Origin of the sequence: Bradyrhizobium sp. Mp27, assembly GCF_029953005.1 — a bacterium.
Lineage (GTDB): Bacteria > Pseudomonadota > Alphaproteobacteria > Rhizobiales > Xanthobacteraceae > Bradyrhizobium > Bradyrhizobium barranii.
Genome location: NZ_JASAUS010000099.1, coordinates 15,307 through 34,706, shown reverse-complemented (window position 1 = coordinate 34,706; position 19,400 = coordinate 15,307). Strand labels below are relative to the sequence as shown.

General features: G+C 65.3%; 20 protein-coding genes, 1 pseudogene and 1 riboswitch. Of the genes and pseudogenes, 9 read left to right on the top strand and 12 right to left on the bottom strand.

Translation table 11 applies throughout. The features are described 5' to 3' along the window. Positions 1–107: 107 nt before the first annotated feature. The 5 genes and pseudogenes from clpS to QJT78_RS34795 form a co-directional block, all read right to left on the bottom strand. Positions 108–395: pseudogene (clpS, locus tag QJT78_RS34815) on the bottom strand (ATP-dependent Clp protease adapter ClpS); the annotation flags it as partial. Between the two features lie 41 nt (positions 396–436). Next, the gene (locus QJT78_RS34810) at positions 437–778 is read right to left on the bottom strand and encodes a DUF190 domain-containing protein (protein WP_038944380.1); all 342 of its coding nucleotides are present in this window, start codon (positions 776–778) and stop codon (positions 437–439) included. Positions 779–780: 2 nt separating this feature from the next. Continuing rightward, entirely contained in the window at positions 781–1,209 is a 429-nt protein-coding gene (gene crcB, locus QJT78_RS34805) for a fluoride efflux transporter CrcB (protein ID WP_028148200.1), read from the bottom strand. A gap of 6 nt (positions 1,210–1,215) precedes the next feature. Next, positions 1,216–1,605: a fluoride efflux transporter CrcB gene (gene crcB, locus QJT78_RS34800; RefSeq protein WP_028148199.1), complete on the bottom strand. Its 390-nt coding sequence runs from the start codon at positions 1,603–1,605 to the stop codon at positions 1,216–1,218. 18 nt (positions 1,606–1,623) lie between these two features. Further along, positions 1,624–2,871: an MFS transporter gene (locus tag QJT78_RS34795; protein ID WP_038953375.1), complete on the bottom strand. Its 1,248-nt coding sequence runs from the start codon at positions 2,869–2,871 to the stop codon at positions 1,624–1,626. A 52-nt stretch (positions 2,872–2,923) separates the two neighbouring features. Next, positions 2,924–3,001: riboswitch (Fluoride riboswitch) on the bottom strand. A gap of 263 nt (positions 3,002–3,264) precedes the next feature. On the opposite strand from QJT78_RS34795, the gene QJT78_RS34790 reads away from it, so the two are divergent. Together QJT78_RS34790 and QJT78_RS34785 are read left to right on the top strand one after the other, a co-directional pair. After that, positions 3,265–4,128, top strand: coding sequence for a DUF1194 domain-containing protein (locus tag QJT78_RS34790; RefSeq protein WP_028148197.1), 864 nt, complete (start codon positions 3,265–3,267; stop codon positions 4,126–4,128). Positions 4,129–4,308: 180 nt separating this feature from the next. After that, complete coding sequence (locus QJT78_RS34785) at positions 4,309–4,941, top strand: hypothetical protein (RefSeq protein ID WP_028148196.1); 633 nt, start codon at positions 4,309–4,311, stop codon at positions 4,939–4,941. A gap of 33 nt (positions 4,942–4,974) precedes the next feature. On the opposite strand, the gene QJT78_RS34780 is transcribed toward QJT78_RS34785, so the two are convergent. Next, positions 4,975–5,748 carry an enoyl-CoA hydratase/isomerase family protein gene (locus tag QJT78_RS34780; protein WP_028148195.1) on the bottom strand — a complete coding sequence of 258 codons (774 nt, stop codon included), beginning with the start codon at positions 5,746–5,748 and terminating at the stop codon, positions 4,975–4,977. Between the two features lie 218 nt (positions 5,749–5,966). Here QJT78_RS34780 and QJT78_RS34775 point away from each other — a divergent pair, with 218 nt between their 5' ends. Continuing rightward, positions 5,967–6,350, top strand: coding sequence for a VOC family protein (locus tag QJT78_RS34775; RefSeq protein WP_028148194.1), 384 nt, complete (start codon positions 5,967–5,969; stop codon positions 6,348–6,350). Positions 6,351–6,380: 30 nt separating this feature from the next. Here the strand turns inward: QJT78_RS34775 and QJT78_RS34770 are convergent, their stop codons facing one another. Further along, complete coding sequence (locus QJT78_RS34770) at positions 6,381–7,439, bottom strand: class I SAM-dependent methyltransferase (RefSeq protein WP_028148193.1); 1,059 nt, start codon at positions 7,437–7,439, stop codon at positions 6,381–6,383. A gap of 243 nt (positions 7,440–7,682) precedes the next feature. Here QJT78_RS34770 and QJT78_RS34765 point away from each other — a divergent pair, with 243 nt between their 5' ends. Beyond that, positions 7,683–8,285, top strand: a complete 603-nt coding sequence (locus QJT78_RS34765; RefSeq protein WP_038944377.1) for a hypothetical protein — start codon at positions 7,683–7,685, stop codon at positions 8,283–8,285. A gap of 48 nt (positions 8,286–8,333) precedes the next feature. Here QJT78_RS34765 and QJT78_RS34760 read toward each other — a convergent pair whose 3' ends face one another. Next, positions 8,334–9,245: a GntR family transcriptional regulator gene (locus tag QJT78_RS34760; protein ID WP_028148261.1), complete on the bottom strand. Its 912-nt coding sequence runs from the start codon at positions 9,243–9,245 to the stop codon at positions 8,334–8,336. Between the two features lie 88 nt (positions 9,246–9,333). Here QJT78_RS34760 and QJT78_RS34755 point away from each other — a divergent pair, with 88 nt between their 5' ends. Genes QJT78_RS34755 through QJT78_RS34735 form a run of 5 tightly spaced genes read left to right on the top strand, consistent with a single transcriptional unit; the run spans position 9,334 to position 14,261 of the window. Further along, entirely contained in the window at positions 9,334–10,269 is a 936-nt protein-coding gene (locus QJT78_RS34755) for a hydroxymethylglutaryl-CoA lyase (RefSeq protein ID WP_049807852.1), read from the top strand. Beyond that, on the top strand, positions 10,266–11,486 hold the full coding sequence (locus QJT78_RS34750; protein ID WP_028148190.1) for a CaiB/BaiF CoA-transferase family protein: 1,221 nt from the start codon (positions 10,266–10,268) through the stop codon (positions 11,484–11,486). The genes QJT78_RS34755 and QJT78_RS34750 overlap by 4 nt, the downstream gene beginning before the upstream one ends. A gap of 38 nt (positions 11,487–11,524) precedes the next feature. Further along, positions 11,525–12,571 (top strand): ABC transporter substrate-binding protein, encoded by a 1,047-nt coding sequence (locus QJT78_RS34745; protein ID WP_028148189.1) that lies wholly within the window; start codon positions 11,525–11,527, stop codon positions 12,569–12,571. Beyond that, a complete protein-coding gene (locus QJT78_RS34740; protein WP_028148188.1) occupies positions 12,568–13,407 on the top strand; it encodes an ABC transporter ATP-binding protein in 840 nt (279 codons plus the stop codon). Before QJT78_RS34745 ends, QJT78_RS34740 begins: the two co-directional genes overlap by 4 nt. Before the next feature lie 2 nt (positions 13,408–13,409). Continuing rightward, on the top strand, positions 13,410–14,261 hold the full coding sequence (locus QJT78_RS34735; RefSeq protein WP_028148187.1) for an ABC transporter permease: 852 nt from the start codon (positions 13,410–13,412) through the stop codon (positions 14,259–14,261). A gap of 40 nt (positions 14,262–14,301) precedes the next feature. On the opposite strand, the gene QJT78_RS34730 is transcribed toward QJT78_RS34735, so the two are convergent. From QJT78_RS34730 to dxs, 4 genes are all read right to left on the bottom strand, one after another. Then, complete coding sequence (locus QJT78_RS34730) at positions 14,302–15,549, bottom strand: methyltransferase (RefSeq protein WP_028148186.1); 1,248 nt, start codon at positions 15,547–15,549, stop codon at positions 14,302–14,304. Beyond that, the gene (locus QJT78_RS34725; protein WP_038944372.1) at positions 15,542–16,276 is read right to left on the bottom strand and encodes a TlyA family RNA methyltransferase; all 735 of its coding nucleotides are present in this window, start codon (positions 16,274–16,276) and stop codon (positions 15,542–15,544) included. Before QJT78_RS34725 ends, QJT78_RS34730 begins: the two co-directional genes overlap by 8 nt. Before the next feature lie 34 nt (positions 16,277–16,310). Continuing rightward, positions 16,311–16,865: a nucleoside 2-deoxyribosyltransferase gene (locus QJT78_RS34720; protein WP_038944370.1), complete on the bottom strand. Its 555-nt coding sequence runs from the start codon at positions 16,863–16,865 to the stop codon at positions 16,311–16,313. Between the two features lie 150 nt (positions 16,866–17,015). Next, positions 17,016–18,944 carry a 1-deoxy-D-xylulose-5-phosphate synthase gene (dxs, locus tag QJT78_RS34715; RefSeq protein ID WP_028148183.1) on the bottom strand — a complete coding sequence of 643 codons (1,929 nt, stop codon included), beginning with the start codon at positions 18,942–18,944 and terminating at the stop codon, positions 17,016–17,018. Positions 18,945–19,400 lie beyond the last annotated feature (456 nt).

Below are 19,400 nucleotides of genomic sequence, written 5' to 3'. Positions count from 1 at the left end.
TCCGTCGTTGCCGCCTCCATACCCCCCGCCAACGATTTGCAAACACGTTGATCAACAGACTGCAATCCCCACGCCAAACCTTTGCGAGTGGGACGCGAACGTCGCTTACTGAACAGCAGCGGATAGCCCTTGGCGCGGCCGGCGTCGGTGGCGCGGGTAGCCTTGGTTTCGGCGACGTCCCTGGTGAACACGGCGACCACGCAGGCGCCCAGCTTGTGCGCGGTGATCATGACCTTGTAGGCCTGATCCTCCGTCATGCGGAACTCGGCCTTGAGGATCATCGTGACGAATTCGCGTGGCGTGAAGTCGTCGTTGATCAGGATGACCTTGTGCAGCTTGGGCCGCTCGACCTTGGTCTTCGTCCTGGTTTTCGGCTTGGTAACGGTGTCGTTCATTCCGCCTCCCGGAAACGGCGGGCTCGGTTCAGCCGCGGTGCTCAGTGTGCGGCCCTCGCACCATATTGCAGGACCTGCACCTTCTCCAAGGTGATCAGGCCGCTCGACATCATGCCATCCAGGATGGGCAGGAATGCGTTGATGCTGTCCTCGCTGTCGACGATCTCGATCAGCAGCGGCAGGTCTTCCGACAGCCGCAGGATCTTCGAGGTGTGCAGCCGGCTCGACTTGCCGAACCCCATCGGGCCGCGCAGCACGGTGGCGCCCGCGAGATGCCGCTCGCGCGCCGTCGTCACGATCGCTTCGTAAAGCGGCTTGCCGTCGAAATGGTCGCTCTCGCCGATGAAGATCCGGAGCGAAACAGCCTGATTGGGGATTTGCATGGTCAGCTCCTCGTCAAGCGGTTGTAGCGGCTTGCCATCATATGGCCGAGCCACACGGACACCAGCCAGCAGATGACGGATGCCGCGATATAGGCGAGTGCCGTGTATTTCATGCCGCCGTGGAACAGGCGGAAGGTCTCCAGGCTGAAGGCCGAGAAGGTGGTGTAGCCGCCGCAAAATCCGGTCATGACGAATTGCCGGTGCTCGGGCCGCGCCAGCACGCGGCCGTCGGGGCCGGTCAGCGTCGCGTAGAAGCCGATGATCAGCGATCCCGTGGCATTGATGAACAGCGTCGCGACGGGGAAGCCCGGGCCGGTGTCGAGCACGAGGGAGACGAAATAGCGCGCGAGGCCGCCAAGGACGCTGCCGAAGGAGACCCAGGCATAGAGCATCGCGCTGCGCCAGCGGTCGATGGAGGAGGGAACGGCCATCGGCTTCTAGCCTCCGAGACCGTCAGCGAGGACAAAGCCGAGACTGACGGCGGCAAGGCAAAGCCCGACCGAGAACACGACATTGCCGAGCGCGTGCAGTGGCTCGCCGTTGCGGGCGAGCGTCAGTGTCTGCAGGCTGAACGAGGACACCGTGGTGTAGCAGCCGAGGAACCCGGTCACCGCGAACAGCCAGGGATTGGGGGAGGCGAACACCGAGCCGGGATGGGTTGCCAGCGCGCCGAAAATGCCGATCACGAAGGCGCCGGTGACGTTGATGGTCATGGTGCCCCAGGGAAAGGTCTCGCCCAGCCGCCGCGCGATCGCGCCCGAGACGAAATAGCGCGCGCAGCCGCCAAGAACGCTGCCGACCACGATTGCGATCACTCCGCTCAACACGACGAACGCCCTCCATCATCATTTGTCTTCCGCTGCCAGACCATTGCCGACGGCGAGCAGCCCTGCGAGCGCAACCAGCGCGAAGCCGAGCCCGGCCAAAAACGTGCCCGCCGGACCATAGGCATCCCACAGCGCGCCGGCGATCACGCTTGCGGCCAGCAAGGCCAGTCCCGTGAACAGGTTGAAATAGCCGAATGCGGTGCCGCGCAGGCTCGGCGGCGCGGCGTCGGCGACGAGGGCCAACAGCAGGCCTTGGGTCAATCCCATGTGCAGCCCCCACAGCACGACGCCGAGCGCGAGGCCTGCGAGGCTAGGCAGCAGCGCGAGCGCGAGGTCGGCGGCCGCGAGGAAGACGAGGCCGAGCGCGAGCAGGCCGGTCCGGTTGATCCGGTCCGACAGCACGCCGGCCGGATAGGCCGACAGGGCATAGGCCACGTTCATCAGCACCAGCACCGCCGGCACCCACATCGCAGAGAGACCGATGTTCTGCGCGCGCAGGATCAAAAAGGCCTCGCTGAAGCGGGCGAGCGTGAACACCACGCCGACCGCGACGACGCGCCAGTATGCGGATCCGAGCTGCCGTATGGCGGCGGTGTTCAGCGGATTCTTCGCTGGCTCCCGGCTTGGGTCCGGCTCCGGCTCGCTCACAGCGAATGCGATCAGACCGAAAGACAGGAAGGCCGGCAGCACCGCCACCCAGAAGACAAGGGCAAAATTATCCGCCGTCCACCACATCAGGCCGATCGCCACGAGCGGTCCGACGAATGCGCCGATGGTGTCGAGCGACTGCCGCAGGCCGAAGCTCGCGCCGCGCAAACCCGCAGGTGCGACATCGGCGATCAGCGCATCGCGCGGTGCGCCGCGAATACCCTTGCCGACGCGGTCGATGAAGCGCGCGGCGATCAGCCAACCAACGCTGGGGGCAAGCGGGAACAGCGGTTTTGTCAGCGCGGCCAGCCCGTAGCCGAGCGCCGCGAGGAGCTTGCGCCGGCCGAGCCAGTCGGACAATGCGCCGGAGAAGATCTTTGTGATCGAGGCGGTCGCTTCGGCGATGCCCTCGATGAAGCCGACCGTGAGCGTGGAGGCCCCGAGCACGGTGACGAGATAGACCGGCAGCAGCGCGTGGATCATCTCGGAGGAGACATCCATCAGCATCGAGACGAAGCCGAGCACCCAGATCCCCCTGGGCAGCCCCGCACGCGCAGCATTCGGTGTCGTCGTCGTCACGCCCTGACCTTCGCCTTCAGGCAACAAAAAACCCGCCATCGGCGGGTTTGTCCATGCTCCCGCCAAAGGTCGAGGCTTTGAGATTGCCCCTCCTCGAGCAGGAGTCATCAGCCCACTACGGTTACAGGCCGACGGGCGGTTGTCGGGGGACTCCATCCCCATCTGTATATCCAGCCTAGCATGGAAATCGCACCGGACAAGTGGGCGGGGAAGGTCCGTCCTCAGCTCGATGCTGCGGGACGCCCCGGAATGATGGCGTGAGCGATCGCGCGTGTCTCCATGGCGCAAGCGCGGCAACACGGCGGCAGCTTTGCGTGACGTGCGCATTCCCAACTCGCGAATTCCTAACCGGAATGTGAAGCGCAAGCGATCTTCGGACTTTGCGGCAAGGCGATTGCATGTCACCATCGCGTCATACGACGGGAGACTGCGATGCGCATGCTGTTCTCGATCGGGGCTGTGCTGGTGGCCGGCGTACTCGCCGGAGGGGATATCGCGGGCATCGCGGCACCAGGGCCCAAATTTGAGCCGAGCAAGAGTCCGCCACAGCGGCTAGCGGCCGACCGGGACGCGCAGACGGTCGATGTCGAGCTGATCCTCGCGGTCGACGTCTCCTACTCCATGGACATGGACGAGCTCGCAATCCAGCGCGAAGGCTATGCGCAGGCGATCCAGTCGAAGGAATTCCTCCAGGCGCTGAAGCTCGGGCCGAATGGCCGGATCGCGGTGACTTACTTCGAATGGGCCGCTTCCAGCGATCAGAAGATCATCATCCCGTGGCGGCTGGTCGACGGACCGGAGACGGCGGATGCGGTCGCCGCCGAGATATTGAAGACGCCGATCCGGCGCGCCTCGCGCACCTCGATCTCCGGGGCGATCACGTTCGCGATGCCGTTGTTCGACGAGGATCCCTATCGCGGCTTGCGCCGCGTGATCGACATTTCCGGTGACGGTCCGAACAACAATGGCGGCCCGGTGACGGCGGCGCGCGACGCCGCGCTCGAGAAGGGCATCGTCATCAACGGCCTGCCGATCATGGTCAAGGAGCCGTCCTATTCGACCATGGATATCGATAATCTCGATTACTACTACGAGGACTGCGTCATCGGCGGTCCCGGCTCCTTCGTCATCACGATCAAGGATCGCGACAAGTTCAAGGAGGCGATCCGTACCAAGCTCCTGATGGAGGTCGCGGGCCGCGTGCCGGAGCGCCCCGTGAGGCGCGTTGCCGACAAGGAGCCGCGGGTCAGCTGCTTGATCGGTGAGAAGATCTGGTCGGACCGCTGGGGGCGCTGATCCGCACCACCCCGAATGAGACCTTTTGCCCTGTCCCGCCCGCGGTCGAATTTAACCACGCGTTAACTGCTGCGTGGCCCTAATCGGCCTGCTTCCCGTTGTTTCCGGATAAAGTTCTGACTTCGCCGTCCGGCGCGCGAACAGAAGCGGGTCTGTCAGACAAATCCGCCGAGCAATCCAATGGCCATCGTCACATCGAGCACCAGCCAGATTTCGCCCGCCAACGAGCGGGTGTATCACCAGAGCAGTCTGGTGGGTGACTGGAAGGGCAATTGGGCAGGCAACAACCAGGCCGTCGGCTTCAAGGTCGTGAACATCCGCGGGGCCAGGGCCCAGATCGAGTACACCCATAATGGGTACACCGAGCGCGGTATCGGCGAGGTCAATGGTGCGACCATAAGCTACGGCAACGTCACGGTCGGCACCAAGGATGGCAAGAACCTGGTGCTCCTGTTCTCCTCGGGCGTTGGCAAGCAGAGCGCGACTTTGCAGAAACAGGCGGCGCCGGGTTCCGACAGCATCCTCATGGGAAGCTGGGGCGGCTATTCTGCCGACATCGGCAAGAGCGCGAGCTTTCGCGTGCTGGCCATCAACGGCAAGGAGGCGACGGTCAGCGTCACCACCGACGGTATCACCCGCCAGGGCACCGGCTACGTCTACAGGAACGTCATCATGTTCGGGCAGTCGCAGATCTCGACCGACGACGGACAAAGCGGCAAGATCATCTACCAGGTCGGCTCCAAATCCTTCACTGTGCCGGTGACGAAATATCCGCCTGCGGATTCGTCATCCTCGGTGGACAAGACGGCCTGAACCTCAGCCGCCCCGGGCGGCCTGCGGCCCCCCTCACCATTTCGGCGCCCGCTTCTCCACGAACGCCCTCAAACCCTCCTGCGCTTCGTCCGACGTCGCGACATTGCAGAAATCGTCCACTGCACTTGCGATGCTGCGTCGGTAGTCGAGATCGATCTGGCGCATGAAGGCGGCGCGGCCCATCCGCAGCACGGCGGCCGACTTGCCGGCGAATTGCGCCGCGAGCTTCAGCACCTCGGCGTCGAGCCCGGCATCGTCGACGACGCGGTTCACCACGCCGAGCTCGCGCGCCTCCGCGGCGGTGAAGACGCGGCCGGTGAACAGCAGCTCGAACGCGCGATGACGTCCGACGATGCGCGGCAGGTGTGCGTAGTGGATCGCGGGAATGACGCCGACGTCGATCTCGGGATAGCCGAACGTCGCGCTCTCGGCCGCCAGCACCACGTCGCAGGACACCGCCATGGTCATGCCGCCGCCGCGCGCTGCGCCTCCGACCGCGGCGATCGACGGCTTTCCGAGCCCATACTGGGCGTCGTAAAGGTCGATATAGAGCGCCTGGAGGAATTCGCGGATCTCGGCGCCGGATTTGCCCAGCAGGATGTCGAGGTCGAGGCCGGCCGAAAAGCGCTTGGCGATCGCGCTCGCCAGCACGACAACGCGCGCCTCCGGATCGTTCGCTGCGCGACGCAGGGCCGCGACCACCGCACCGATGACCTCGAGGCTCAGTGCATTGACGGGCGGGCGGCGCAGCGTGATGCGGGCGATGTTGCCTGCGCGTTCGTAGGCGACTGGATTGTCAGATGTCACCGGGTTCTCCATGCTTTCGGGAAACGTGCGGCATCGATCGCGATGGTGGCGCGGTTATTTCGCGTCGGGCGGCGGCAGTGGCGGGACGCTGTCGTTCGGCGCTTCCGCCTTGTTCGGCGACAGCTTACGGTGCGGCTTGGGCCGTGCAAGACCTCCAGCGCGCATGCTAGACTGCATGCAGGAGATTGCTTGCCGGATCTTGCCGGAGGGAGGGACCAATGACCGACGAACACCCGATGATGGCCGGCTCCGCCACCGTCTTCGTCGTGTCCGACATCACAGCCAGCCTCGCTTATTACCGCGACGTGCTCGGCTTCGAGGTCACCTTCGAATACGGTCAGCCTCCGTCCTACGCCTGCCTCTGCCGCGACGAGGTCGGCCTGCATCTGCTTGCGGCGGCGGTAACGAAGCGGTTGCCCGGGCACGGCGGCATCTGCATCTTCGTCAGCGACGTCGATCAGATCTATGCCGAACTATCGCGACGTGGCGCCAGGCTGCTGAACCGTCCGGAGGACCGCGACTATCGCATGCGCGATTTCGACGTCGTCGATGCCGACGGCAATCAGCTCACGTTCGGTGTGGGAACGGACGACGCGGCCTGACATCGCCGGCCGCGCACGTCCGCCGTTGGATCAGATCCGGGCCTCCAGGATCAGGTTGAAGGGTGTTTCGGCGGCGCGGCGGAAGCGCGACAGGCCGCCTTCGCTGGCGACCTTGCGCAGCCTTGCCTCGCCGGCTTGCGCGCCCAGCGCGAGGCCCACCTCCTGATCGAGCGAGGCCGGCGTGCAGATCATGGTGGACGCCGCGTAGTAGACCCGCCCGACCGGGTTGAGATTGTCTTCGAGGCGGTCGCCTGCGAACGGCTCGACCAGCATGCAGGTGCCGTCCTTGGCCATGGTCTCGCGCACGTGACTGATGGCGCCGACGGGATCGCCCATGTCGTGCAGGCAATCGAAGAAGCAAACGAGATCGTAGCCCTCGGCAGGATAGGTCTTCGCCGAGTGAACCGCGAAGCTGACACGATCGCCCAGCTTTGCCTCAGTGGCCGCCTTTCGTGCCGCCTCGATCGAGCCCTCGTGATAGTCGAAGCCGTAGAAGCGGGAGTTCGGGAAGGCCTCCGCCATCAGCCGTGTCGAGACGCCGTGCCCGCAGCCGACATCGGCGACCTTGGCACCGCGCTTCAGCTTGTCCACGACGCCTTCGAGCGCGGGCAGCCACTCCTGCACCAGATGATGCATGTAGCCGGTGCGGAAGAACCGGGCGGTGCCGCAGAACAGGCACTCGCTGCGACGATTCCAGCCGACGCCCTTGCCGGACTTGAATGCGTCCGTAATTTTCGGCTCATCGAGGAACGCCGCGGCAATGACATTGCCGACCGCGCCGAGGAAGACCGGGCTGTCATCATCGGCAAGCGCCATCGCCTGTTCCGGCAGCATCGAGAACTTGCCGGAAGCGGAATCGTATTCGACGTAACCAGAAGCCGCCTGGCTCGCCAGCCACTCGCGGACGTAGCGTTCGTTCGTTCCGGTGGCGCTTGCGAGCTCGGCGGAGCTCATGGGTCCCTTGGCGGCGAGGGCGCGGTAGAGGCCGAGCTTGTCGCCCAGCAGGACCAGCGATGCGTTCATCGCGGCCCCGACCTCGGTGATCATCTTGCCCATAAAGGCATTCAACCTGTCGGAATTGACCTCCATGACAGCCTCCATGCAATGTCAGGCATTTTCAAAGATCTGTGCAATTGTGCGGTGCCGGACCGTACCGGCCGATCACGATCGAAGCGACGGCTCGCGTTGCGCGTCCTCTATGTGGGTCAGTCCGGCGCGCGGGAGGTTCAACACGTCAGGGTAACGTAATTCTGGAACTCGATGGCGCGACCAGTCACTGGTATTCGTGTGATCCCCGGCATATAGTTTCCGCTCTTTTTGACGGTTACCTGAATGTCCAGCCTTGCACGTTCCTGCGGTCTCGCAACTCTCTTCGCGGTGGTCTGCCTCGGCGGAGCGCCGGCTCATGCGCAAGTCGCGCCCCTGCAATATTGGATCCCGGGCGGGCCTTTCGGCTTTGGCGGCAGCGCCGGCCAGGGCTCCGGTGGCTACGGCAATTTTCCGAGCTTCAAGGGTGGCGATGCCAACGCGGGCTATGATTTTCGTCCCGGTTTCTTCGTCGGAAGCGAACGCGGCAATCTAGGCCTGAGCGGACTCAGTCAGCCTGCGCTGGCCGGCAATTTCAGCGCGCTCTCCTACGATGGCACGCAGTTCGGTTACAACTACAAGACCGCAGGCGGCATGCCCGTCACGTTCTTTGCCGGGTTCGACACGCTGAAATACAATGGCGGCATCGGCAGCTCGCTCGCCCCGCTCTCCTCCGGCGCCTCGCCCGGCTACGGCGCGTTCGCGGGTGTCGAGTTCAAGCCGACCTCCAACCTCAGCCTGTCGTTCGGCGCCGGTTTCATCCAGCAGCAATCGGGACGCATGGACAGCGACATCAATTCGTCAATGCTGCCCGGCGAGTCGCCGGCGTTGGGCGGCTTGCGTCGTTGAGCGGTCACGCGTTGCTTTCGCCGCCCGCTTGACGGCAGCCACGTTGGCTTACGATAAGCCCGCCACCAGCGGGCGTTGCAGGTGCTTCGCCATCAGCTCTGCCGCTTCGGCATAACGCCGCGTTTCCAGAACCTCGAGCAGGCGCAGATGCTCGCGCACGTGCCGCCGCATGCCGTCGCGGTCGGCGAAGCTGCGATAGGCGAACAGGCGCCTGATCGAATTCACGCGCTTGAGCGATTCAAGAAAGAAGGGATTGCCGGCGCCGCGAATGATCTCCTCATGGAATTCGCAACCGGAAAGAAAGACCTCGCCGATCGTCATCTTCTCGAGCTCGCCTTCGAACACGCGCAACTGGCGCTCGCGCAAGCGTGCAATCACCTCCTGCGGCAGCGCAAAGCCGGGCTGTGCGATCGCCGCGGGCTCGATCACCGCGCGAAACGCCATGGCCTTGGCGTGAGCTTCGGGGTTCGAGACCGTCTCTGCGAAGCGCCAGCCATAACCCGGCAGGCGCGCAATCCAGCCCTCGGCAGCGATCCTGTCAAGCAGCCGCTGCAGCTCGGCCCGGCTGAGGCCATAGCGGCGCATCAGCTCCGCCTCGGTGACGTCAGCCGGCAGCCGGCTTGCGAGCACGTCGCCTGCGATGGACGTATAGACCTGCTCGCTGCGCCTGACTGCCGCGAGGGCTGGCTGGGCGGCGCCACTGGTCGGATGCTTGGCCAGCACGAACCCGCGATGCGGCTCGCCGCGTGCGAGCCCTGCCGCTTCCAGAGCCTTGAGGCCGAGCCGGATCGGCGCGCGTGAAAGATCGAGCGCATCGGCAAGCCGTTGTTCGATCAAGCGATCGCCAGCCTTCATGCCTTCGCGTCGGGCGAGCGCCATGATCAGCCCGGCGAGGTGCTCGGCGCGCTCGGAACCGCCTTTGCTCGAAGCGGGCGGTCGAGAATTGTCGGAAGCGGTCATTGCAGTGCACGCAGATTTTGAGCTTGACAGACTGTCCCACGGATTGTTCTTTTACGCAATAATATACAATCGAGCCAGGGAGAGCCTGATGGCGCATGCGCCGGATGTCCTGATTTGCGAGGTCGGCCCCCGCGATGGGCTGCAAAACCTGGACGTGTTCGTTCCCACCGAAGCCAAATGCGCGCTGATCGATACGATCGCCGCCGCCGGCATGCGCGAGATCGACGCGGGATCCTTCGTGCCGCCGAAGGTCGTGCCGCAATTCGCCGATGTCGATGCGGTGATGGCGCACGCGCTGGCGCACAAGACCGCGACCATCGGTGCACTTGTGCCGAACGTGAAGGGCGCCGAGCGCGCCATCGCCGCCGGCGTCGACGCCATCTACTTCGTCATCTCCGCCAGCGAGACGCACAACCGCGCCAATGTGCGCCGCTCGATCGAAGAGCAGCTCGACGGGTTTCGCGCGGTCCGCGCCGCGATCGACGCCGGTCCGGCGGACCGGCGGCCGCACCTGATGGGCGCGATCGCCACCTCCTTCGGCTGCTCGCTGGAAGGCGAGGTGAGCGAAGCGGCGGTGTGCCGGGTCGCGCGCGCCTTTGCCGAGGCCGGTGCCGACGAGATCGGGCTCGCCGACACCGTCGGCTATGCCACCCCGAAACTGATCAGGCAGATCGTCGAAGCCGTCAGGCGCGAAGTCGGATCGCAGATGACGCTGCGGCTGCATCTGCACGACACGCTCGGTGCGGGCCTCGCCAATGCCGTCGCCGGCCTCGACGCCGGGATCCGGCGTTTCGACGCCGCGGTATCAGGACTTGGCGGCTGTCCGTTCGCGCCGGGTGCCCGCGGCAACATCGTCACCGAGGATCTCGTGTTCATGCTGGAGCGCATGGGACTTTCCACCGGCATCGACCTCGATCGCCTGATGCAAACGCGCGAGATTCTGGCCCGCCATATCCCGGCACAACATCTGACCGGGCACCTGCACGAGGCCGGCATTCCCAAGGTGCTACGGAGGGCGGCATGACGGCGGCGGCGCCCGAGGCGGCAACGGAGCTCCGTCCGCTGGCCGGCCTTCGGGTCATCGAGTTCAGCCAGATGGTGATGGGGCCGAGCTGCGGCTTGATCCTCGCCGATCTCGGCGCCGACGTGATCAAGGTCGAGCCGCCCAAGGGCGACCGCACCCGCTATTTCAAGGGACCGGCTGCCGGTTTCTTCGCCACCTACAGCCGCAACAAGCGCAGCATCGCGCTGGATACGTCGACCGCGGAAGGCCAGAACGTCGCGCGGCGGCTGATCGAGAGCAGCGACGTCCTGATCGAGAATTTCCGACCCGGCCTGCTGAAGCGGATCGGTCTCGACTACGAGTCGGTTGCCGCTTTCGCGCCACGCCTGATCTACTGCTCGCTCAAGGGCTATTTGCCCGGCCCGTACGAGAATCGCCTCGCGCTCGACGAGGTCGTGCAGATGATGGGCGGCCTTGCCTACATGACCGGCCTGCCGGACCGGCCGATGCGCGCCGGCGCCTCGGTCAACGACATCATGGGTGGCATGTTCGGCGTGATTGCGATCCAGGCTGCGCTGGCCGAGCGGCAGCGCACCGGCCGCGGTCGCTACATCCAGAGCGCGCTCTACGAGAACAACGTGTTCCTGATGGCGCAGGCCATGATGTGCGAGGTGGTCAGCGGCCAGCCCTCGATCCCCTATTCGATCAAGGACAGCCCCTGGCCTGTCTACGATCTCTTCGACACCAGGGACGGCTCGAAACTGTTCGTCACCATCGTCGGTGAAGAGCAGTGGGAGGCGTTCTGCCGCGCCTTCGATCGCGAATCCTGGCTTGCCGATCCGCGCTTTGCGACGAGCAACGACCGTGTCGACCATCGCGGCTGGCTGATCCCGGAGATCGCGAAGATCTTCAAGCAATGGGACAAGGCCGATCTCGCGGCGCGCCTCGAGCAGCTCGATCTGCCCTACGCGCCGGTGAACAAGCCCGGCGATCTCTTCGACGACCCGCATCTGAACCAGTCGGGCGGGCTGACCAACATTCACCTGCCTGACGGTGGCGAAGCAAAAACGCCGCTGTTGCCGATCTCCATGGACGGCCGCCGCCTGCCCAACCGCTACGATCCGCCGCAGATCGGCGAGCAGACGCGCGAGATCCTGGGTGAGATCGGCGTTTCGTCGAGCGAAATCGAAGCGCTGCGAAAGGCAGGAACCATCCGGATCGCGCCTGGGCCGTCCTGACGACCGGATCGATCAAGCATGAATCAAGGGAGGAGCAGATGAACGTCACCAGGCGTCAGGCGCTGATCGCGGGCTCCACATTGGCCGGCGCATCGATGCTGCCCGGGCAGCCCCGCGCCGAGACCAGGCAGGTATCGCTCGCCTTCGGGCCGGTGTCGCCGGTCTACGCCATCGGCATGATTGCCGAGCTGAAGGGTTACTTCAGGGACGAAGGTCTCGACTCCAAGCTCGTCACCGGAAACGCCGGCACGTTCGGCCGTCAGACGCTGGCGGCGGGACAAGCCCTGTTCGCGCATGGCGATGCCAGCCATCCGCTCCAGCTCAGTGCGCGCGGCAAGCCCTGCAAGATCCTGCTCGCGACCGAGATGGTGTGCTCCTACGCCAACATCGTGGTCCGGCAGGACCTTTACGACGGCGGTATCAATTCAGTCGAGAAGCTCGCCGAGTACAAGCGGCCTGATGGCGCCAAGCCGATCGTAGCTGCCACCGCGATCGGGTCGGGCACCTGGGTGTTCGGCACCTATGTGTTCGAAACGCGCGGGCTCGGCGACAGGGTGAACTGGGTCGCCGGCGGCGGACCCAACACGATGTTTCCGTCACTGCAGACCAAGCAGTTCGACGCCATCATGGCGCCGCCAAGCTGGATCGTCGAGGTCGAGAAGAAGGGCTTTGGCAGGACGATCTACGACACCTCCAAGCCCGGCGTATTCGAGAAGGATTTCGGCGGGACGCTGCCCGTGCTGGTGATCTACACGCTCCAGGACACGGTCGAGCAGGACAAGGCGATGGTGCAGGCCTATGTGAACGCGATCCACCGCGCGATGGCCTTCGTGAAGGCGACGCCGCTCGCGGACGTGCAGGCACTGGTCACGCCGAAATATTTCTCGGGCATCGCCCCCGATGCGGTCAGCGCCGAGCTCGGCTTCGACAAGTTGACCTGGGCCTATGACGGCGTCATCGACAAGTCCTCATTCGAACGCGGTGCCAAGCCCTGGTACCGCAAGGGAACGGATATTCCCGAGACGAAATACGAGGATGTCGTCGACATGAGCTTCCTCCAGGCGGCGAGGGCGAAATACAAATGATCGCCGCGCCAGGCTCGGGATTCGCGCTCGCGCGAGACGAGGTGGAGGAGCGAACCCGCATCGCGGTGCGAGGTCTCGCCAAGCGCTTCAACGCGTCCGGCCGCGAGTTCGTGGCGGTCGATGACGTTTCCTTCGAGGTCAAGCAGGGCGAGTTCGTCGCGCTGCTCGGTCCATCCGGCTGCGGCAAGAGCACCATTCTCAACATGGTCGCGGGGCTATTGCCGCGCTCCGGCGGACGCATCCTGATCGATGAGGACACGGTCGAGACCGGCAAGGTCAACCCCAGGGTCGGCTATGTCTTCCAGCGCGACACGCTGTTTCCCTGGCGAACTGTGGAGCAGAACATCGGCTATGGGCTGGAGATCGCGGGGCTGCGAAAGACCGAGCGCGCCGGGCGCGTCGCTTCGGCCGTCGAGAAGGCCGGGCTCTCCGGCTTTGCACAGAGCTTCCCCAGCACGCTGTCCGGCGGCATGCGCCAGCGCGTCGCCTTGATGCGCACGCTGATCATGGAGCCCGAGATCCTGCTGATGGACGAGCCGTTCGGCGCGCTCGACACCCACACCAAGCTCGAGATGCACAAGACGCTGCTGGAGATCTGGGAACGCGAGCGGCAGACCGTGCTGTTCGTGACCCACGATCTCGGCGAGGCCTTGACGCTGGCGAGCCGCATCATCCTGCTCTCGGCCCGGCCCGGGAGGCTCAAGGAAGATTTCGACGTCGCCATTCCGCGGCCGCGCGATCCCGTGGACGTGCGCGAGACCGCCGAATTCGGCCGCCTCTACTCGCACATCTGGCATTCCCTCGGCGAAGAATTCCGCCGCACCAGGGCCAAATGATCATGTCCAACAGCCGTAGCGCCGTCCTGTTCTGGCAAGTGGCCATTCTCGTGGTGGTTCTCGTCGTCTGGCAGTGGGGCTTTGAATGGAGCAAGGCGCTGTTGCCGAAGGCCTATGTGCCGAAAATCCTCGATCCGTATTTCGTCGCCAAGCCGTCGTTGATCTGGCAGAGCTTCCTGCGGCTTGGCTGCTTTGCCGATCCCGCCGGCTTCGCCGCCTGCATCAACGGCAACGACAACAATCTGTGGCTCGCCACGCTCGTCACGCTGAAGAACACCTGGTGGGGGTTTCTTTTCGGGTCCGCGAGCGGAATCGCGGCCGGCCTGGTCCTCGGCCGTTCGGACTTCCTGGCCCGCGTGTTCGGGCCCTATGTCGTGGCGCTGAACTCGATACCGCGCATCGCGCTGGTGCCGCTTGTCATCCTGATCTTCGGCCTCGGCGATCTCTCCAAGATCGCCACGGCCTGGCTCGTCGTGTTCTTCGTGGTGTTCTTCAACACCTTCGAGGGAACGCGTGCGGTCGACCGCGACCAGATCGCCGCTGCCCGTCTGCTCGGCGCCAGCGAATTCATCGTGCTGCGCACGGTCGTGATCCCTTCCGCACTGGCCTGGGTGTTCGCGTCGCTGTTGCCGGCGGTGTCTTTCGCGCTGATCGGCGTCATAGTCGGCGAGTTCATCGGCGCCGAGCGCGGGCTCGGCAAGCTCATCATCGAAGCCGAGGCGCGCGCCAATGCCAGCGAGATGATGGTCGCCATCTTCGTCATGATGTTCGTCGGAACCCTGCTGGCGATCGCGGTGCGCTCGCTGCAGTCCTACCTGCTGCGATGGCAGCCGCAATTCGAGCCGTCGGCATAGCAGTCTGGAAGCAATCGGACGGTGAACGGCAGGAGCTGCCTCAGCGCGCGAACCGCGCCACCAATTCCACATGCGGCGTGTGACGGAACTGGTCGACCGGGACCACGGTCTCGATCCTGTAGCCGCCGTCGATGAGGAGCCGCGCGTCGCGGGCGAAGGTTGCGGCGTTGCAGGACACCGCGATCACGACGGGGACCTTGCTCGCAGCGAGCTTCAGCGCCTGCGCCTGCGCGCCCTGGCGCGGGGGATCGAACACAACGGCGTCGAAGTCGCGCAGCTCCGGCGGCACCAGCGGGCGGCGGAACAGGTCGCGCGGTTCGGCCTTGATTGGCTTCAGCCCTGGTGTGCGCGCAGCCTTCACGAGTGCGGCGACGGCGCCGGCGTCGTTGTCATAGGCGGTGACGCGTGCCTTTTCGGCGAGCCTCAAGGCAAACGGGCCGACGCCGCAGAAGAGGTCGAGAACCTCCTTGGCCTTGCCGACACGCTCGGCGACGAGCGACGCCAGCGTCTCCTCTCCCGCGATCGTTGCCTGCAGGAACGAGCCCGGCGGCAGCGTCACCTCGGCGCGGCCCATTCGCACCGTCGGCGGCAGGCGTTGCAGCACCAGCTCGCCGTGCCGCGTCAGCCGCGCCAGCCGATGCTGCTCGGCGACGCGCGAGAGCGCCGTGACCAGCGCCGTCGCCAGCGGGCCGGAGCCGCGCACGTCGACATCGAGGCCGTTGGCGGTCGCGGTGACCTGGATGTCCAGCGGCTTCGTCACCGACATTCTGGACGTCAGGGATTCGGCAAGCGCCCAGGCGGCATCGAGCGCGCCCTCGAGCCCGGGATCGAGGATCGGGCAGCGATGGATCGGGATGACGTCGTGCGAGCTCGCCGCCGAGAAGCCGACCTTGAGGACGTCATGCGTGCCGAACCGGCCGTGCAGCGTGACGCGCCGGCGCCCCGCGCCATGGGCATCGACCAGCGGAGCCACCTCGCAATCGATGCCGGCCTGGGCCAGCGTCTCGACCACGATACCGCGCTTCCAGGCGTGGTACGGCGCGGGCGCCCAGTGCTGGATGGCGCAGCCGCCGCAGACGCCGAAATGCGGACAGAACGGCGCGATGCGATCGGGGCTGGCGACATCGACCGCGAGTAGCTTGCGGCGGTCGGGATGGTTGCCGGCGACGTGGTCGACCTCGACGGTCTCGCCGCCAAGCGCGTAGGGCACATAGACGGCATCGCCCGCAGCGAGCGAGACGCCGTCGCCGCGATGGCCGACGTGATCGATCCTCACGCGCTCAACCACGGCGCGCGCCCAGGAAGAATTCGATATTGCCGTCACCGCCCGTGATCGGGGAGGGGAACACCTCGATGTCGGTGCAGCCGAGCGAAGCGGCGAAGGCCGCGATGTCGTCGCAGATCTCCCGATGCACGGCGGCGTCGCGGATGATGCCCTTCTTGTTGTGCTTCCGCTCCGCCTCGAACTGCGGCTTGATCAGCGCCAGCAGGCTCATCGGCGCCGCTGCCAGTGACAGCGCCACGGGCAGCACCGTCTTGAGCGAGATGAAGCTGACATCGATGACGACGACGTCGGGCCGCGCCGGCAACCGTTTGCCGTCGTAGCTGCGGATGTCGGTCTCCTCCATCGACACGATCTTGGGATGGTTGCGCAGCGAGGGATGCAGCTGGCTGGTGCCGACATCGATGGCGAACACCAGGCTGGCGCCGTTCGCCAGCAGCACCTCGGTGAAACCGCCGGTGGAGGCGCCGACATCGAGGCAGACATGGTCCTCGATCTCGATGGGGTAGCGCTCCAGCGCGCCGGCGAGCTTGACGCCGCCGCGCGACACATAGGGATGCGCAGGCTCGGCCACGATCACCGCGTCCTCGGCGATCGTCTCCGAGGGTTTGGCGACCTGCTTGTCGTCGGCGGTGACGAGCCCGGCCTCGATCGCCGCGCGCGCCCGCGCCCGGCTCTCGAACAGGCCGCGCTCGACCAGCAGAACATCCGCACGCTTGCGGGCAGGGGACATCGGATCTCCGGAGGCGACTGAAGCGTCGAAGCGTCTATGTAGCGATCAATCGCGCGGCCGCGATCCGGACGCAAGTCTCGAACGCGGCCAGATCGTGCCAGACGTCAATCGGCATCTGCGCCGGCGTCACCAGCGGGCAGCCGTGCAGCTCCAGCGCATGGATCATCATGAGGTTGTCGACGAGGCCAAAATCCTCGACCGTCAGCCCCTGTGCATCGACCAGCCGTCCGTCCTCGGAGGTCACGTCCATGAAGCGGCCGACGCGGTCGGCATAGACGGCGCCGTCGTTGGAATAGGCCAGGCAAAACTTGCGGCGGCCGGCCATGTAGCCGAGCTCGTAGACGGTGCCGGGGTCGGCGCCGGCACCGCGGAACGGGGTGAGGTTGGCGATGATAGCATCGGCTTCGTCCATCATCGCCTCGTTGCCGCAAAAGATCTGCCGCGAGGCGTCGGGCGAGGTGAGATCGATGGCGTTGTCGAGGGGATAGACGCCGGTGAGCCCGTGCGCCGCGCAGATCGCAGCCTTTTGCCGGCCGATCTCAACCGCATCCGGCAGGAACACGTCGGGGCCTGCCAGATAGATTTTCATGGCGCCAAAGCCGGAAAAGTTTGGATCGATGTGAGCCGCAGCGCACGCTCTACTCCCTCTCCCGCTTGCGGGGGAGGGGTGGGGTGTCTCGCGACGATACTCAAGCGCTTCGCGTCGACCTCTCCCGCACGCGGGAGAGGTGAATCAGCCTCAGGCGAGCTTGACCGTCTCGGTCTTGACGTCCTTGCCCAGCGCCTCGAACACCTTGGCGACGATGCCCTTGGCGTCGAGACCGGCACGGCCGTACATTGCGGCCGGCGTGTCGTGGTCCTGGAACACGTCGGGCAGCACCATCGAGCGGAACTTGACCATGCCGCCGTCGAGCGCGCCCTGATCGGTCAGGTACTGCGCGACATGCGAGCCGAAGCCGCCGACCGAGCCTTCCTCGATCGTGATCAGGATCTCGTGGTCGCGGGCGAGCTTGAGAACCAGCTCGGTGTCGAGCGGCTTCATAAAGCGCGCATCGGCGATCGAGGTGGAGAGGCCGTGGGCGGCGAGCTCGTCGGCCGCCTTCTCGCATTCGGCGAGGCGCGTACCGAAGGAGAGCAAGGCGATCTTGCTGCCCTGGCGAATCATGCGGCCCTTGCCGACCTCGAGCGGAACGCCGACTTCGGGCATCTCGATGCCACGGCCCTCGCCGCGCGGATAGCGCAGCGAGCTCGGACGGTCGTCGATCGCGACCTGGGTCGCCACCATGTGCACGAGCTCGGCTTCGTCGGCCGCGGCCATGATCACCATGTTCGGCAGGCAGCCGAGATAGGCGTTGTCGAACGAGCCGGCATGCGTCGCGCCGTCGGCGCCGACGAGGCCGGCGCGGTCGATGGCGAAGCGGACGGGCAGGTTCTGGATCGCGACGTCATGCACGATCTGGTCGTAGCCGCGCTGCAGGAAGGTCGAGTAGATTGCGCAGAACGGCTTGTAACCTTCGCTCGCAAGACCGGCGGCGAACGTCACCGCGTGCTGCTCGGCGATGCCGACGTCGAAGGTGCGGTCGGGGAAGGCCTTGTTGAAGATGTCGACGCCGGTGCCGGACGGCATCGCCGCGGTGATGGCGACGATCTTGTCGTCCTTCTGCGCTTCCTTGACGAGGCTCTGGCCGAACACGTTCTGGTAGGCCGGCGCATTCGGCTTGGCCTTGGCCTGGGTGCCGGTCGCGACGTCGAACTTGACGACCGCGTGGTACTTGTCGGCGGAAGCCTCCGCCGGGCCGTAGCCCTTGCCCTTCTGTGTCACGACGTGGACGAGGATCGGGCCGGTCTCCATGTCGCGCACGTTCTTCAGCACGGGCAGCAGATGGTCGAGGTTATGACCATCGATCGGGCCGACGTAATAGAAGCCGAGCTCCTCGAACAGCGTGCCGCCGTCCATCATGAAGCCGCGCGAATATTCCTCGACGCGGTTGGCGCGGTTGGCGATGATCTTGGGCAGGCGCTTGTTGATCTGCTTGGCCGCATCGCGCAGCGTGCGATAGGTCTTGCCGGAGTAGAGGCGCGACAGATAGGCGCTCATGGCGCCGACCGGCGGCGCGATCGACATGTCGTTGTCGTTGAGGATCACGATCAGGCGCGAGTTCATGGCGCCTGCGTTGTTCATGGCTTCATAGGCCATGCCGGCTGACATCGCGCCGTCACCGATGACGGCGATAACGTTGTTCTTGCCGCCGGAAAGGTCGCGCGCGACCGCCATGCCGAGGCCGGCGGAAATCGAGGTCGAGGAATGCGCTGCGCCGAACGGATCGTAATCGCTCTCGCTGCGCTTGGTGAAGCCGGACAGGCCGCCGCCGGTGCGCAGCGTGCGGATGCGGTCGCGCCGGCCGGTGAGGATCTTGTGCGGATAGGCCTGATGGCCGACGTCCCAGATCAGCCGGTCGCGCGGCGTGTCGAAGACATAATGGATCGCGGTGGTGAGCTCGACCACGCCGAGGCCGGCGCCGAAGTGACCGCCGGTCACCGAGACGGCATCGATGGTCTCTTGCCGCAGCTCGTCGGCGACCTGGCGAACCTGCTCGATCTTGAGCTTGCGCAGGTCATCCGGCGTATGGATGGTGTCGAGAAGCGGCGTTTTACTGTATGCGTTCACGGCGATTTCCAATTTGTCAGCGCCGGAAGATCGTTCCGGTGCGCGATGGGTTTGCACAATATCGGCGCAGCGCGAGTCCTTAAACCGTCGGAGCCACCTGCATGGGGCAGGGCCCCGTCTTCAAGCTTAGGTGAGCTTAGGTGCGCTCCGGTTCAGTCCCTGTGATCCCTGTCACTTAGATCGGCTTCGTCCGTCCCAGCCAATTTCATTAGCAGTTTGAAGCGCTTGTCGTCGGTAATTTGTGCCCACGCAAGGCTTGCAAAAAGCCACACTCCGCGCAGCTTTACACCAAAGCTTGGGCCAAAGCCAACCCGCAGGGTCGTTTAGGGGTATGCACCTGCAACCCGCGGGCCAGCTTGGTTAATCCTGGCGCCGGCGGATGGGTTCCAGTCTTGCCCGGTTCCTCGCTGCATTTTGGGCGAGAGGAAGGCCGTTTTGGCCCGATTCGCGAGCCCG

Bases quoted from the DNA above. Each gene is read 5' to 3' on its own strand.
- QJT78_RS34810 (WP_038944380.1), bottom strand. From the start codon at position 778: ATGCAAATCCCCAATCAGGCTGTTTCGCTCCGGATCTTCATCGGCGAG.
- crcB (WP_028148200.1), bottom strand. From the start codon at position 1,209: ATGGCCGTTCCCTCCTCCATCGACCGCTGGCGCAGCGCGATGCTCTAT.
- QJT78_RS34795 (WP_038953375.1), bottom strand. From the start codon at position 2,871: ATGGCGGGTTTTTTGTTGCCTGAAGGCGAAGGTCAGGGCGTGACGACG.
- QJT78_RS34790 (WP_028148197.1), top strand. From the start codon at position 3,265: ATGCGCATGCTGTTCTCGATCGGGGCTGTGCTGGTGGCCGGCGTACTC.
- QJT78_RS34785 (WP_028148196.1), top strand. From the start codon at position 4,309: ATGGCCATCGTCACATCGAGCACCAGCCAGATTTCGCCCGCCAACGAG.
- QJT78_RS34775 (WP_028148194.1), top strand. From the start codon at position 5,967: ATGACCGACGAACACCCGATGATGGCCGGCTCCGCCACCGTCTTCGTC.
- QJT78_RS34770 (WP_028148193.1), bottom strand. From the start codon at position 7,439: ATGGAGGTCAATTCCGACAGGTTGAATGCCTTTATGGGCAAGATGATC.
- QJT78_RS34765 (WP_038944377.1), top strand. From the start codon at position 7,683: ATGTCCAGCCTTGCACGTTCCTGCGGTCTCGCAACTCTCTTCGCGGTG.
- QJT78_RS34760 (WP_028148261.1), bottom strand. From the start codon at position 9,245: ATGACCGCTTCCGACAATTCTCGACCGCCCGCTTCGAGCAAAGGCGGT.
- QJT78_RS34755 (WP_049807852.1), top strand. From the start codon at position 9,334: ATGGCGCATGCGCCGGATGTCCTGATTTGCGAGGTCGGCCCCCGCGAT.
- QJT78_RS34750 (WP_028148190.1), top strand. From the start codon at position 10,266: ATGACGGCGGCGGCGCCCGAGGCGGCAACGGAGCTCCGTCCGCTGGCC.
- QJT78_RS34745 (WP_028148189.1), top strand. From the start codon at position 11,525: ATGAACGTCACCAGGCGTCAGGCGCTGATCGCGGGCTCCACATTGGCC.
- QJT78_RS34740 (WP_028148188.1), top strand. From the start codon at position 12,568: ATGATCGCCGCGCCAGGCTCGGGATTCGCGCTCGCGCGAGACGAGGTG.
- QJT78_RS34735 (WP_028148187.1), top strand. From the start codon at position 13,410: ATGTCCAACAGCCGTAGCGCCGTCCTGTTCTGGCAAGTGGCCATTCTC.
- QJT78_RS34725 (WP_038944372.1), bottom strand. From the start codon at position 16,276: ATGTCCCCTGCCCGCAAGCGTGCGGATGTTCTGCTGGTCGAGCGCGGC.
- QJT78_RS34720 (WP_038944370.1), bottom strand. From the start codon at position 16,865: ATGAAAATCTATCTGGCAGGCCCCGACGTGTTCCTGCCGGATGCGGTT.